The 12486-nt window shown below is 63.8% G+C and carries 17 protein-coding genes and 1 pseudogene; 15 read left to right on the top strand and 3 right to left on the bottom strand.

All coding sequences use genetic code 11. The features are described 5' to 3' along the window. Window positions 1–24: 24 nt before the first annotated feature. Window positions 25–699: an XRE family transcriptional regulator gene (locus QC826_RS20170; protein ID WP_279762162.1), complete on the bottom strand. Its 675-nt coding sequence runs from the start codon at window positions 697–699 to the stop codon at window positions 25–27. Between the two features lie 79 nt (window positions 700–778). On the opposite strand from QC826_RS20170, the gene QC826_RS20165 reads away from it, so the two are divergent. Next, window positions 779–1129, top strand: coding sequence for a hypothetical protein (locus tag QC826_RS20165; RefSeq protein WP_279762161.1), 351 nt, complete (start codon window positions 779–781; stop codon window positions 1127–1129). Window positions 1130–1235: 106 nt separating this feature from the next. Next, complete coding sequence (locus tag QC826_RS20160) at window positions 1236–1604, top strand: hypothetical protein (RefSeq protein WP_279762160.1); 369 nt, start codon at window positions 1236–1238, stop codon at window positions 1602–1604. Here QC826_RS20160 and QC826_RS20155 read toward each other — a convergent pair. Next, entirely contained in the window at window positions 1555–1824 is a 270-nt protein-coding gene (locus tag QC826_RS20155; RefSeq protein WP_279762159.1) for a hypothetical protein, read from the bottom strand. The genes QC826_RS20160 and QC826_RS20155 overlap by 50 nt on opposite strands. A gap of 130 nt (window positions 1825–1954) precedes the next feature. Here QC826_RS20155 and QC826_RS20150 point away from each other — a divergent pair, with 130 nt between their 5' ends. The 12 genes and pseudogenes from QC826_RS20150 (at window position 1955) to QC826_RS20095 (ending at window position 11057) form a co-directional block, all read left to right on the top strand. After that, entirely contained in the window at window positions 1955–2398 is a 444-nt protein-coding gene (locus QC826_RS20150) for a phage regulatory CII family protein (protein ID WP_279762158.1), read from the top strand. Between the two features lie 15 nt (window positions 2399–2413). Then, a complete protein-coding gene (locus tag QC826_RS20145; protein WP_279762157.1) occupies window positions 2414–2665 on the top strand; it encodes a hypothetical protein in 252 nt (83 codons plus the stop codon). Beyond that, the gene (locus QC826_RS20140) at window positions 2662–5247 is read left to right on the top strand and encodes a DUF5906 domain-containing protein (protein ID WP_279762156.1); all 2586 of its coding nucleotides are present in this window, start codon (window positions 2662–2664) and stop codon (window positions 5245–5247) included. The genes QC826_RS20145 and QC826_RS20140 overlap by 4 nt, the downstream gene beginning before the upstream one ends. 19 nt (window positions 5248–5266) lie before the next feature. Next, window positions 5267–5512, top strand: a complete 246-nt coding sequence (locus QC826_RS20135; protein WP_279762155.1) for a hypothetical protein — start codon at window positions 5267–5269, stop codon at window positions 5510–5512. A 38-nt stretch (window positions 5513–5550) separates the two neighbouring features. After that, window positions 5551–6042 carry a hypothetical protein gene (locus QC826_RS20130; protein WP_279762154.1) on the top strand — a complete coding sequence of 164 codons (492 nt, stop codon included), beginning with the start codon at window positions 5551–5553 and terminating at the stop codon, window positions 6040–6042. A gap of 100 nt (window positions 6043–6142) precedes the next feature. After that, a complete protein-coding gene (locus tag QC826_RS20125; protein ID WP_279762153.1) occupies window positions 6143–6304 on the top strand; it encodes a hypothetical protein in 162 nt (53 codons plus the stop codon). A gap of 149 nt (window positions 6305–6453) precedes the next feature. Further along, the gene (locus QC826_RS20120) at window positions 6454–6816 is read left to right on the top strand and encodes an HNH endonuclease (protein ID WP_279762152.1); all 363 of its coding nucleotides are present in this window, start codon (window positions 6454–6456) and stop codon (window positions 6814–6816) included. Window positions 6817–6936: 120 nt separating this feature from the next. After that, the gene (locus QC826_RS20115) at window positions 6937–7419 is read left to right on the top strand and encodes a hypothetical protein (protein ID WP_279762151.1); all 483 of its coding nucleotides are present in this window, start codon (window positions 6937–6939) and stop codon (window positions 7417–7419) included. A gap of 44 nt (window positions 7420–7463) precedes the next feature. Continuing rightward, a pseudogene (locus QC826_RS20110) lies at window positions 7464–8387 on the top strand (terminase large subunit domain-containing protein); the annotation flags it as partial. A gap of 58 nt (window positions 8388–8445) precedes the next feature. Next, window positions 8446–9126, top strand: a complete 681-nt coding sequence (locus QC826_RS20105; RefSeq protein WP_279762150.1) for a terminase TerL endonuclease subunit — start codon at window positions 8446–8448, stop codon at window positions 9124–9126. Then, on the top strand, window positions 9123–10373 hold the full coding sequence (locus tag QC826_RS20100; protein WP_279762149.1) for a phage portal protein: 1251 nt from the start codon (window positions 9123–9125) through the stop codon (window positions 10371–10373). The genes QC826_RS20105 and QC826_RS20100 overlap by 4 nt, the downstream gene beginning before the upstream one ends. A gap of 12 nt (window positions 10374–10385) precedes the next feature. Then, on the top strand, window positions 10386–11057 hold the full coding sequence (locus tag QC826_RS20095) for an HK97 family phage prohead protease (protein WP_279762148.1): 672 nt from the start codon (window positions 10386–10388) through the stop codon (window positions 11055–11057). On the opposite strand, the gene QC826_RS20090 is transcribed toward QC826_RS20095, so the two are convergent. Beyond that, window positions 11039–11422, bottom strand: a complete 384-nt coding sequence (locus tag QC826_RS20090) for a hypothetical protein (RefSeq protein ID WP_279762147.1) — start codon at window positions 11420–11422, stop codon at window positions 11039–11041. The two genes, QC826_RS20095 and QC826_RS20090, sit on opposite strands and share 19 nt — an antisense overlap. On the opposite strand from QC826_RS20090, the gene QC826_RS20085 reads away from it, so the two are divergent. Next, on the top strand, window positions 11406–12452 hold the full coding sequence (locus tag QC826_RS20085) for a phage major capsid protein (RefSeq protein WP_313872887.1): 1047 nt from the start codon (window positions 11406–11408) through the stop codon (window positions 12450–12452). The genes QC826_RS20090 and QC826_RS20085 overlap by 17 nt on opposite strands. Window positions 12453–12486 lie beyond the last annotated feature (34 nt).

The following is a 12486-nucleotide window of genomic DNA, read 5'->3' as shown; positions in this document are numbered from 1 at the left end:
TGGAAAACTGATGTGTAATAGCGCCTAAAAATGATCACCCTCCCGGCGAACAATACGGCCAATTATTATGCACTCCGCGCCATTGCAGAGGCGTCGGTAAAACTTTCTCTGATCAGAGTTGTCTGACATTAACCACCACTGCCCGGCATCCCTTGACATTCTCTTAACGACAGCCTCGCCACCATAGTTGATAGCGTACACGGCGTTGTCATGTGGTGATTTATCAGCCAAATTTATGACAACTGTATCGCCTTCGTAGAATGTCGGCTCCATACTTTCGCCCTTTACCTGTATTGCAATGAGCTGCGTTGGGTCAAAACCCTTTCGGCTAACCCAGCTCCTTGAAATTCCTTGGGTTTCGCCATCCATTCCGTCGGATTCTGTTTGAATACCATTGATACCTGCTTGGAGTCTGAGCTTGACCTTGGGGATTTGGTATGAATTTGAGGAATCAGCGATAGCAACGCGCTGGGCGCCAGGGAAAAACTCCAAGACATCCTCTACGCCATGCATGAGCCAGTCTGGGGCCACGTCGAGCACGGCGCAAACTTTGATGAGGTTAGCCCCTACGATCATCTTTGTATCGCCATTTTCCCAATCCGTGACAGTCGGAGGCGATACGCCAACAAGTCGAGCGAAAGCTGATTTCTTCAGTCCTTTGGCCTCTCGGGCCTGTGTCAGTCGTGTGTGCCAGTTCATTAGGTAATCCTAACAATTCTACGCTAAGGCATGCCTAAATATGGCTTGCAAATAATTTTAGGTATGCCTAAAATGCGATATGACCAAACAAGCCACGCCTGATGAAATCATTGACTCCCTGGGCGGGACGTCCGAAGTTGCGCGCCTATGTGAAATCCAACCTCCGTCGGTCTCTGAGTGGCGGAAAAACGGCATCCCAAAGACCCAGTTGAAATTTTTGAGACTGGCCAGACCGGATGTTTTTCTCCGCTTGGATGGTGGTGAACCCTCCATTGCTTCAATGCCCATCGACGACGCACACCGCCGCGCCACCGACTTGGCGCCAACTGCCGGCCACGGTGGCCGCCAACCCCCATCGCCTCACCAAATCCTCGACACGGTGCCCGAACACGCCGTGGTAACGCAGCTACCGCCGAAAGACAAAGCATGAGCACGACCAGCTAACGCGGTAGTCAGAGGAAGTATCGCCGGCCAACGCGAGCCGGCTCTTTTTTGCTCAAATTGTTGCATGTTGGAAATCATATAAAGGAAATCCCATGAATACCGAACAAACCAAAGGGGCGCCAGCCGAGACCGCACCGTTGTCCATCCGCCAAATTTCCAAGATCGAGGACTGGCTAATGTCCGGCGCCGCCGGCCTTCGCACTGCCGAGCAGCGCATCGCCTTTCGCCAAGCGATGGTTAAGGAGTTCCGGACCCTGAATGCAGAGGCTGGCTCGCTAACCACTGCCGGCTACTACGAGGCGCTGCAGCGCCAGCGCGGCGTCGATGTCGCCGCTCTGGAACCTTACCTGGCCCAGCTGCGCGCCGCCGAGGCGGACGCGCTGGCGCGGGCGAACTACCTTGAAATGCTGTCTAAGATTGATTTTGTTCGATCTGCTGTAGCTCGCTTTCCACGTCCGTGAAAAATTGCTCCACTTCCTCGCTTACCAACGCCATGAGTTCGCTGGTCAATGGATCCGAGACCCCGGCCGCTTGCGTGGCAGTGGCCTTCGTGTTGGACGCGATGGCCGAGGGCATTAAGTCCCTGGCCTGGGGGTCTTGGAAGAACTTTTCCATGTAGAGCTGCTTCAGGAGCATGCGTTGGGCGATGGCAGCGGCAGCGGTTCTTTTGTTGTGGTCCATGAGGGTTCCTTTTCGTGACGGTTGATGTTGTGGAACTGACACTGTAGCGCATTTGAACCCTCGTAAATTTGTTTTTATAAGTATCACATTTCCCATTTGTTAATGCTTCATTTGTTTTAAGGCTCCGCATATGAACATCCTCGACGCACTCCACCAGACGGCGCACGGCGTGGCCGGCGGCTGCGAAACCCTCGCCGTGCGGCTGGGCATGTCGGCGCAGATCCTGCGCAACAAGGTCAACCCTAACTCGAGCACCAACAAGGCCACGCTGGAGGACGTCGACCGGATCATGGGCGTCACCGGCGACCACGCCGTGCTGCACGCGCTGGCCCGCAACCACGGCTACGTCTGCGTCCGTGTCGATAACGACGGCGCCGCCTCCGACGTGGCCGTGCTCGAGCTGGCCACGAAGATCTGGTCGGCCAACGGCGAGGTCGGCGCCGAAGTCCACGCCGCCCTGGCCGACGGCATCGTCGCGCGCCACGAAATCGAGCGCGTCGATGCTGCGGTCTTCCGCGTCATCCGCGCGCTGAACGAAATGGTCAACCGCCTCAAGGGCATGGCCGAAAAATAACCACCAGGAGAGACCATGAGAGCGCACATCCCCCAGACCACCGAAGGCGTCAACCTGCTGCTGGACACCCTGATCAGCGGCCGCGAGCTGAAGAACGATGCGGCGCTGTCGCGCGAGCTGCAGGTCAATCCGCCGGTCATCAGCAAGCTGCGGCGCGGCACGCTGCCGCTCGGCGCCACGTTCGTGCTGCAGGTGCACGACGTGTTCGACATGCCCATCTTCGACATCAAGGCGCTGGCGGCCGCAGGCGGAGCGGCGGCCAAGTGACCCCGGCCTCATTGGATACCGCGCGCCAGGCGCTGGAGTTCGTCAGCCCCGTCGACCGCAAGGTATGGATCCGCATGGGCATGGCCCTCAAGTCGGAGTTCGGCGAGCCGGCCAAGGACGTCTGGATGAACTGGGCCCAGGGCAGCGACGACTTCGACCCGCGCGCGGCGGCATCGTCTTGGCGTTCGTTCAAGCCGGGCAAGGTCACCATCGGGAGCTTGTTCTACGAGGCCCAGGCCGAAGGCTTCAAGTTCGACCAGGCCGGCGCCGAAGTGCCGCCGGAGAAGCTTGCGGCGGACCGGCGGGAGCGTGCTACGCGCGCGGCGAAGGAGGAATCGGACCGGCTGGCGCGCGCAGCTGCCGCCGGCGTGCGTGCGCTGTCGCAGTGGCGCATGGCGGCGCGCGAGGGTGAGTCGCCCTACCTGGCGCGCAAGCTGGTGCTGGCCGAGGCCTGCCGCTATCTGGGCGGCGGCGCAGTGTTCCTGCCGATGATGCGCTACGACGGCGACAAGCCGCGCATCGTCGGCAAGCAGGTGATCGCCGCCGACGGCGAGAAGCGCTATAGCGGCGGCATGGACAAGAAGGGTGCCGCCTGCCGCCTGGGGGACGTCCCGGCCGACGGCGACGACATCGGCATCGGCGAGGGCTACGCCACCTGCCTGACCGTGCGCATGGCCGTGCAGCAGGAGTTCGCCGTATACGTGGCCTTCGACTCGGGCAACCTGCGCCACGTCGCGCAGATCCTACGCGGGCTGTACCCGAACAGCCGCCTGATCATCTTTGCCGACGACGACTACCTGACCGGCGGCGCCGGCCTGGCGGACGCGCGCACGGCCGCCGGCGCCGCCGGCAACACGCTGGTGGTCCTACCGGCGTTCACCGCGGCGCGCCGGGCGACCAAGAAGGACGAGTCGCTGCCCAAGCTGACTGACTTCAACGACCTGCACGTGGCCGAGTCGCTCGATGTGGTGGCCGCCCAAATCACCGAAGCGCTGGCGGCTGCGCCGGCGCTGCCCTCGCCGGTAGCCGACGACGATCCCGGCATGCCGGAGGACTTCGATTCCTCCGCTCCTCCTGTTATGGATGAGCCGGTCGGCATACGCATCCCCACGGCCGAGCAGCTCGTCGCGCACTTCTCGCTGATCTACCCGACCACCGACGTGTGGGACGCCCTGCGGCAGCAGCGCATGAAGCGTTCCGCCTTCAACGCGTGGGTCGGCAAGGAGGCCGCTGCGGCCTGGGAAAAGGATCCCAAGCGACGCTCGATCATGCGCGACACTCTGCCGGTGCTGGTCGGCGGCCGCGCCGTGCCCGGGGGCGCGGGGGGCGGCAAGCTCGGCGAGATGCTGGACAGCCTGACGCTGCTGCGCGGCACCGAAACCGTGTGGGATGCCATCGGGCAGCAGGTCATGTCGCTCGGCGCCGTGCGCGCCGACTACACGGCGGACCTCACCTCCAAGTGGCAAGAGCACGCGCTGCGCAAGACCATCGAGGCGCGTAACCTGGTGTTCGACCCAACCCAGCAGGCCGACCCGATCACAGCGGTCAACATCTTCCTGGGCTGGCCAGTCAAGCCGAAGGCCGACGACCAGCTCGTCGCGCCCATCCTCGCGCTCCTGGCCTCCCTGTGCGGCGCCGAGGACAACGCCGCCGACTGCGTCGAGTGGATCCTGCGCTGGCTGGCCTACCCATTGCAGAACCCGGGCGCCAAGATGCAAACCGCCTTGCTGATGTTCGGCGAGAAGCAGGGCACCGGCAAGAGCCTGTTCTTCCAGGACGTGGTGGCGCCCATCTACGGCGACTACGCCACCGTCGCCAGTCAGCACCAGCTGGACTCCAGCTTCACCGCCTGGCGCTCGCGCAAGCTGTTTGTGCTGTTCGAGGAGGTGCTGTCGCGCGACGACAAGTACAGCCACAACGGCACGCTCAAGTACATGATCACCGGCAAGTCGATGAGCATCAACCAGAAGAACCTGCCGGAACGCGAAGAGCGCAACCACATGAACAGCGCCTTCCTGTCCAACGAGCCGCAGCCGATCCCGCTCGAACTGGAGGACCGGCGCTTCATGGTGATCGAGGCGCGCAACAAGCAGCCCCAGTCGTTCTACGACCCGGTCGTCTGGTCCATCAACCACGGCGGCGTGGAGGCGTTCTACCAGTTCCTGCTCGACTTCCCGCTCGACGGCTTCAACGAGCACACGAAGCCCATGATGACGCTGGCCAAGGAGCGCGTGATCGAGTTCGGCCTGAACGGCTGGATGTCGTTCCACCGCTCCTGGAAGGACGGCTACCTGACCGTGCCGTACTGCTCCTGCCTGTCCGAGGGCCTGTTCAACATCTACCGCCGCTGGTGCGACAAGACCGGCGAGAAGCCGCTGACGCTGTGCAAGTTCGCGGTGCTGCTGGCCACCAGGGAGAATAAGGTCAAGCGCACCGTGTCGGTCGGGAACAAGGGCAAGACCAGCAGGATGGTCTTCGAGATCAAGGCTGAGGGCGAGACGGACTCGCTCGACAAACAGATCGACCGCTTCCGGCGCGCCGGCGATATTCGTGCGAACGGGGTGCTTGATGAGCAGGGTTGAACGCAGGGTAGAGCAGGGTATGAATGCAACCCTGCATCGCTGTAGCCCGCATGGTTGCTGGCTTGCGGCAGGGTTGCAGGGTTTGCAGGCTTTCTCCGCGTATGCGCGAATTTATCGTGATGTGTATTTTGTTCGTTTTTTTTCATCTCACGTTAACGGAGAAACCCTGCATACCCTACATACCCTGCTGAGAGTGAGTGTTGATGCGGGTTGTGGCGATGCAGGGTTGAAAACAAAGTATGCACAACCCTGCATGAGTAGTTAAAACAGAAACAAAAACGAATTTCCAGATAGGGATACGCGATGAAACGAGAAACACTGACGATGGGCTGGCGTGGCAAGTGCGAAGCGGTCGCGGACTATGTCGTTGTCGACGAGACGCCAGTGCCGGCTGCGGCGAACCAGGCGGCGCCGGTGGCGCGCACCGTAGCGGCCGGGCCGTGGACCGCGCCCGACCCGCTCGACCTGTGCCTGGAGCTGTGGAAGGTGTGGATGGCCGATGGCGTGGACAAGGACCTGGCGGCCAAGACCATGCGCGGCCTGGGCGGCGAGGGCGACGGGCACGGCGTCGACCTGCACGAGGCGCAGCGTGCGAACGATCTTCGCCTGGCCCAGGCCACCGACGCAATGATCGACAGCATGCAGCGTATCCACATCTGGGCGATCTACACCATGTGCAGCCAGGCCACGCCGTGGCGCTTCCCGAACGCCTCGTTCGTGGATGTGGCGCAGGAGGCGCGCAGCGAGTTGCAGCGTCTGCTCAAAAATAATGTTTGCACTGCCGTTCTTTTTTGATATAGTGCATGCACAGGCCGACTCTGCTCGCCTAAAGAAAAGCTCACCCCAGAAATGGCGTGGGCTTTTTGCATTGTGCGTTCGCTTTCCCGAGGTGGTGATGAACGAAAAACCTCAGCGTCCCAAGCTCTCCGAGCGCGAGCGCATGGAGCGGCAGACACACGACGAGCAGCAGCCGCCGACGAACGAAGAAGTCCGCCGCGCGCTGGGCTTCGATCTAATACCGGAGAACAAGCGGCCCGGCCGCGACCGGCAGCACTAAGTAGCTGTTCAACTGGAGGTAGCGATGGATACGAAATCCGAGCATGCCTGGCTGATGATGCTCATGGAGCTGGGCCGCATGAACATCGCCCTCCGCGCCGCCAAGATCCACGGCCCGGGCACAAGCAAGTCCAGATAGGAGGTATCGCCATGCCGGTCTCGGCTCCCCGCCCATGCAGCTTCCCGACCTGCAACGCTTTGGTCCGGGACGGCAGCGGTCGATGCGACAAGCATCCGCGCGCGGCCTGGGTCAAGGTGAAGCCGGTTGCTCGGATCACCGGCCGGCGCCTTCAGGCAATGCGCGCGGCGCTGTTCCGTCGTGATCCGCTGTGCGTGGAGTGCCGCCGACAGGGCCGGGCAGTACCGGCCACCCAGCGCGACCACGTGATCCCGCTGGCTGAAGGTGGCCTCGACGATGAATCAAACGAGCAGGGGCTGTGTGAGGCCTGCCACGACGCCAAGAGCACGCTGGAGGCGCAGCGAGGCCGGCGCCGGACGTCCGGCGGCCGGTGAGGGGGAGGGCGGGTCGGAAGTCGGGCCCGCCGCCACGGGAAACCGACATGTTCCCTGCAAATTTATGGGAAGCGGAAACTACCCCCCTGGGGTTTGGGCTCAGACCCGGTAAGGCAACGCATGACCATGAAAAACACATTCTCGACGACCCCGCCAGCGGTCGGCGCATCAAGCGTGACCGGCGGCGCGGAAGTCAGCTCGCCGGATCCTCCGCCGATCATCGGATTGTCGGGCGAGGAGCAGCAGGTCTACGCATACATCTGCGAGGCGCTTCGCCAGGCTGGAATTGAACACCTCACCGCCGGCATGCCGATCGCGGTGATTGTGCGTACTTTTGTGGACTGGATCAAAGCATCCAAGGAGTGTGCTGAGAAGGGCCGGACGCAGGTCTCCAAGACCGGGTGGGTAACGCCGCTGCCGTGGGCCGACGATGAGAAGCGGCTGAAAATGGAGTTGGGGCAATGGTTACCAAAAGCATGCCTGACGATTCCATCACTGGCACGGGTTCGAAAGGACACGGGCGAGAAGGGCGGGCAGGACGATCTGTTCGGCGACCTCGTAAGCCACGCTACCAGCTCACCCGCAAGAGGGTCCTTGAACTAACTCCGGCCGAACTGCACGAGTGGGACGAGACATACGGCCTGCCGGTGCTGCGCGGCGACATCCTGACCGGCCGGCTAGTGTACCTGGCGGTGGCCCGCCACTACACCGACCTGGTCAAGGCCGGTGCGCGAGGGCTGGCGTTCGTGCCGGCCCATGGCTGGCACATCATCAACTACATCGAGAAGTTCTTCGTCCACATTAAGGGGCCGCTGGCCGGCAAGCCGATCCTGCTGGACCCTTGGCAAAAGTTCTGGACCGCCGTGCTGTACGGCTGGCGCCGGATCGACGACGGTGGCCGCCGCTTCAATCGCGGCTACGAGGAGGTGGCTAGGAAGAACGGCAAGTCGACATGGAAGGGGCCGCAGGGCGCCTACCTGTTCAGCATGGATGGCGAGGTCGGCGCCGAGGTCTACGCGGTCGCGACGACGCGGGCCCAGGCCATGACGGTGTTCAAGCCGGCGTTCGACAACATCAAGCGCTGGGTGCGCCGGTCCGCCGGCGTCGCCAGGTCGTTCAAGGTCTACGGCGGCCTGAACCAGGAGAAGGTCGAGCTGGACAGCTCGGTCTTCGCCCCGCTGCCGGCCAACGCCGAGAACCTGGACGGCCTGAACCCGTCGGCAATCCTGTTCGACGAGCTGCACGCGCAGCGGAATCGCGACGTGTGGGACGTGATGGAGTCCGCGCTGGGCGCCCGGATGCAGCCGCTGCTGTCGGCGATCACGACGGCGGGCTTTATCCTCGACGGCATCTGCACCGAGATCCGCTCCTACCTGATTTCGGTCCTGGAGGGCAAGCGGATCGACGACGCCTTCTTCGGCTACATCTACACGCTGGACGAAGGAGACGACCCGTTCAACGAGGCGGTCTGGTACAAGGCCAACCCCGGGCTGGGCAAGTCGAAGACGCTGGAGTACATGCGCGGCATGGCCCGCAAGGCGGCCGCCCTGCCCGGCGCGCGCGCCAACTTCCTGACGAAGGGACCTGAACATCTGGTGCAACAGCGCCGATGGTTGGTTCGACATCAGCGTGTGGGACAAGGGCAACAAGAAGTTCGACCCGGCGATACTCAAGGGCCGGGCCTGCTTCGGTGGCCTCGACCTCGGCTCGACGCGGGACTTGACCGCCTACTCGCTGGTGTTTCCGCCCAGCGAGGACGGCGGCGACTGGCATGTGTTGGTGTGGTTCTGGTGCCCGACGGCGAAGATCGCTGCGGAAGAGCACGACGACGCCGCGCCCTACAAGGCATGGGAGGAAGCGGGCTGGATCACCGGCACCGCCGGCAACGTCACCGACTACAACCCGGTGCGGCTGCGCATCCTCGAATCCATGCGCGAATACAACATCCGCGAGATTGGCTTCGACCGCTGGAACGCCCTGCAGCTGGCGAACGAGCTGCTCGAGGCCGGCGTGCCGCTGGTGGAGGTGCCGCAGAACACCGGCGGCATGCACCCCGGTAGCAAGCGGCTGGAGGAGCTGGTCTACGGCATGAAACTGAAGCACGGCGGCAATCCGGTGCTGCGCTGGTGCGCCGCCAACACCGCGCTGCTGTTCGATACGAACGGGAATTTCCGCCCCGACAAGAAGAAGTCAAACGCCAGCGGCCGCATCGACGGCGTTGTCGCAACCGTCATGGCCCTGAGCCGCGTCGTATCTTATGAAGACGAAGGAAACATTGATGATTACCTCAGCGCACCAATTAGCACATGAGCCTGCTTAACACTGTCGGCGCGTGGTTCAGCGGCAAGTGGATCGGTCGCGGCGGTGCCATCGGCGAGACGCGCGGCCCGCAAAATTCGCTGCCCAGCACGCCGCTCATCTCCGGCCTGGGTAATGTCGGCGTCGACGGCGCGCTGCAGATCAGCACCATCTGGGCCTGTATCGACCGCCGCGCGACCACCGTCGCCAGCCTGCCGCTGTTCGTCTACGAGACGCGGGGCGGCGAGAAGGCTCTGGCCCGGACCAGCCGGCTGTACCAGCTGCTGCACGAGTCGCCGAACAGCCGCATGACGCCCTTCGAGTTCTGGCGCGCCATGATGATGAACTACGACCTGCGCGGCCGCGCCTACGCCCGCATCGAGCGCGATGCCGCCGGCGAGGCGCTGGCCCTGTGGCCGATGCCGGCCGACCAGGTCGAGAGCCGCGTGCTACCGGACGGCTCGATGGTCTACCTCTACTCGTTCGGCAACGACATCGCCGTGCTCGACGCGGCCAGCGTGCTGCACCTGAAGAACCTGGGCAACGGCACCGAGGGGCTGGCCAAGCTGGAGTTCATGCGCGCCACCACCGACGAGGTGGCCAAGGCCCAGGCCGCCGCCAGCAGCCTGTTCGCATCGGGCGGCAAGCCCACCGGCATCCTGATGATCGACAAGCTCATGAACGCCGAGCAGCGCGCCCTGGTCAAGAAGAACTTCCTGGACATGGCCGAGGGCAGCACGGCCCGGCTGCATGTGCTGGAAGCCAACATGAAATACGAGGCGCTGTCGCTGTCGCCCGAGCAGATGCAGCTGCTGGCCACCCGCAAATACGGGGTGGAGGAGCTGTGCCGCTGGTTCGACGTGCCGCCGGTGCTAGTGCACCACTCGGACGTCACCGCCTGGGGCAGCGGCATCGAGCTGATCGTGCAGGGCTTCTACACCACGGCGATCCGCCCCACGCTGATCAACATCGAGCAGGCGCTGCGCAAGCGCGTAATGACGCCGCGCCAGCGCGCCAGCATGGCGGTGGAGTTCAGCCTCGACGCGCTGCTGCGCGGCAACCCGAAGGACCGCGCCGAGATCAACGCCAAGAACGTCCAGAACGGCCTGGTGACCCGCGCCGAGGTCCGACAGCTCGAAGGCTGGCCTTACATGCCAGGCACCGACGTGCTGACGGCCCAGTCCAACCTGGCGCCGCTCGACATGCTCGGCAAGATCAAGCCCGCCTCCGGCGGAAACGGCAACAACCTCGCGCAATAACAAGGAAACAACATGGAACGCAAGCTGCTGGCGCTCGCCGCCGTGCAATTCAAGGTGGAGGGGGAGGGCAACACCTTCCAGGGCTACGCCTCGACGTTCGGCAACGTCGACTCCTACGGCGACACCATCGTCAAGGGCGCCTACGCCGAGACCCTGAAAGTCAACGGCATGCCGAAGATGTTCTTCAACCACGACGCCTACGCCGTGCCGATTGGTAAATGGACGAAGGCCGTGGAGGACGACTACGGCCTGCTGCTGACCGGCGAGTTCACGCCCGGTAACCAGCTGGCCGACGAGGTGCGCGCCGCGCTGAAGCACGGCACGCTCGACTCCATGTCCATCGGCTACAGCCTGACCAAGGGCGACTACGACGAGACCGCCGGCGGCCGCACGATCAAGAAGGTGACCCGCCTGGCGGAGACCTCCATCGTCACCTTCCCGGCCGACAAGTTTGCCCGGGTCGACCAGGCCAGCGTCAAGTCCTTCGCCGACGAGATCGCCCTGGTCGAGACCATCCGAGATTTTGAATACTTCTTGCGGGATGCAGGCGGTTTCAGCAAAGGGGCGGCGCAAGCGTTGACCGCCCGCGCCAAGAACCTGTTCGGCGCGCGGGACGCCGCCGCACAGGTCGAGGCGAAGCACGCGGACGAGATCCTGAGGCGCATTCAGCTCCTCGCCGCATAGACGCGCATTCCGCAGCCACCAGCCGCCTCCGGGCGGCTTTTTACATTCAAAGGACCACCATGAAACGTACCACCCTGTTCGGTATCCCCCTGCGCGCCGCCATCCTGATGGCGCTCGCCTTCGCAACCGTGGCGGCCCAGGCCCTCGGCGTCGACATGCCCGGCATGCTGGGCCACGACCCCGCCGCCATCACCGGCATGGGCGTGCTGCTGCTCACCGGCGAGATCGACGGCGCCGCCATCCTCAAGGCGCTGGACTCGGTCGAGGCCAAGATGAACACGATCTCGGAGAAGGCGACCGCTGAAATGAAGGACCCTCGGCAAAGTCACCACCGACACCAAGACCGCCATCGAGGCCATCGGCATCGAGCAGCGTACCCTGGCGGACCGTCTGCTGCAGCTCGAGCAGAAGTCGACTGCTACCGACGACGCCCCCGCCGCTACCGCCACGCTGGGTGCCCAGTTCGTCAAGGACGCCGGCTACGCCGACTTCCAGAAGAAAACAAGCCGTGGCTCGGTCGGCCTCGAGCTGAAGAACACCGTCACCAATGCCATCGCCAATACCTTCAGCGAGCGCCGCCCCGGCGTTGTCGAGGGCGCCTTCCGCCTGTTCACCATCGAGGACTTGCTGGTACGCCTGCCGACCAGCGCGAACGCCATCGACTGGGTACGCGAAAACGTCTTCACCAACGCAGCGGCCGAGACCGCAGAGGGCATCCAGATCCCGCAGTCGAGCATCACGTTCACGCCTGGCACCATGCCTGTGCAGAACATCGCCCACTTCGTCAAGGTCACGCGCCAGCTGGCCATGGACAACGCGGCGATGGCCGCCTACATCAACCGCCGCATGGTCTACGGCGTCAACCTGCGTGTCGAGAACCAACTCGTCTCGGGCAACGGCACCTCGCCCAACCTGAGCGGCCTGACCAACGCCGGCAACTTCACCGCCCACGGCTACACGGCGGCGGCGCTGACCGCGCTCAACCTGTCGCCGACCAACCGCTTTGATCTGATCGGCAAGATGATCGGTGACTGCGCGCTGGCCGACTACCCGGCCGACGTGGTGATCCTGAACACGGCGGACTGGTGGACCCTGCGCCTGACGAAGGACTCGCAGGGCCGCTATATCCTCGGCGACCCGGGTTCGTCGGTTCCACCGGTGCTGTTCGGCCTGCCGGTCGTCGCCAGCAACGCGATGGTCTCCGACAACGTGTGGGTGGGCTCGCTGGCCCAGGCCGCGACGCTGCACGACCGCGAGCAGATCGTCCTGGACCTGTCCGACTCCGACGAAAACAACTTCCAGCTCGGTCTGGTCAGCGTGCGCGCCATGCGCCGCCTAGCGCTGACCGTCGAGAAGCCCGCCGCCGCCCGCTACGGCGACCTGACCCCGGCCTAATCGCCCCTGGGCCGGCCGCAATGCCGGCCCAGGT

The organism is Rugamonas sp. DEMB1 (assembly GCF_029834475.1).
In the GTDB taxonomy this organism is placed as follows: Bacteria; Pseudomonadota; Gammaproteobacteria; order Burkholderiales; family Burkholderiaceae_D; genus Rugamonas; species Rugamonas rubra.
The sequence above is the reverse complement of the archived record's forward strand: the minus strand, read 5'-3'. Positions and strand labels throughout refer to the sequence as shown.

Excerpts from the sequence above, each read along its gene's own strand:
- QC826_RS20170 (WP_279762162.1), bottom strand. The coding sequence starts at position 699 with ATGAACTGGCACACACGACTGACACAGGCCCGAGAGGCCAAAGGACTG.
- QC826_RS20165 (WP_279762161.1), top strand. The coding sequence starts at position 779 with ATGACCAAACAAGCCACGCCTGATGAAATCATTGACTCCCTGGGCGGG.
- QC826_RS20160 (WP_279762160.1), top strand. The coding sequence starts at position 1,236 with ATGAATACCGAACAAACCAAAGGGGCGCCAGCCGAGACCGCACCGTTG.
- QC826_RS20155 (WP_279762159.1), bottom strand. The coding sequence starts at position 1,824 with ATGGACCACAACAAAAGAACCGCTGCCGCTGCCATCGCCCAACGCATG.
- QC826_RS20150 (WP_279762158.1), top strand. The coding sequence starts at position 1,955 with ATGAACATCCTCGACGCACTCCACCAGACGGCGCACGGCGTGGCCGGC.
- QC826_RS20145 (WP_279762157.1), top strand. The coding sequence starts at position 2,414 with ATGAGAGCGCACATCCCCCAGACCACCGAAGGCGTCAACCTGCTGCTG.
- QC826_RS20135 (WP_279762155.1), top strand. The coding sequence starts at position 5,267 with ATGAATGCAACCCTGCATCGCTGTAGCCCGCATGGTTGCTGGCTTGCG.
- QC826_RS20130 (WP_279762154.1), top strand. The coding sequence starts at position 5,551 with ATGAAACGAGAAACACTGACGATGGGCTGGCGTGGCAAGTGCGAAGCG.
- QC826_RS20125 (WP_279762153.1), top strand. The coding sequence starts at position 6,143 with ATGAACGAAAAACCTCAGCGTCCCAAGCTCTCCGAGCGCGAGCGCATG.
- QC826_RS20120 (WP_279762152.1), top strand. The coding sequence starts at position 6,454 with ATGCCGGTCTCGGCTCCCCGCCCATGCAGCTTCCCGACCTGCAACGCT.
- QC826_RS20115 (WP_279762151.1), top strand. The coding sequence starts at position 6,937 with ATGACCATGAAAAACACATTCTCGACGACCCCGCCAGCGGTCGGCGCA.
- QC826_RS20100 (WP_279762149.1), top strand. The coding sequence starts at position 9,123 with ATGAGCCTGCTTAACACTGTCGGCGCGTGGTTCAGCGGCAAGTGGATC.
- QC826_RS20095 (WP_279762148.1), top strand. The coding sequence starts at position 10,386 with ATGGAACGCAAGCTGCTGGCGCTCGCCGCCGTGCAATTCAAGGTGGAG.
- QC826_RS20090 (WP_279762147.1), bottom strand. The coding sequence starts at position 11,422 with ATGCCGATGGCCTCGATGGCGGTCTTGGTGTCGGTGGTGACTTTGCCG.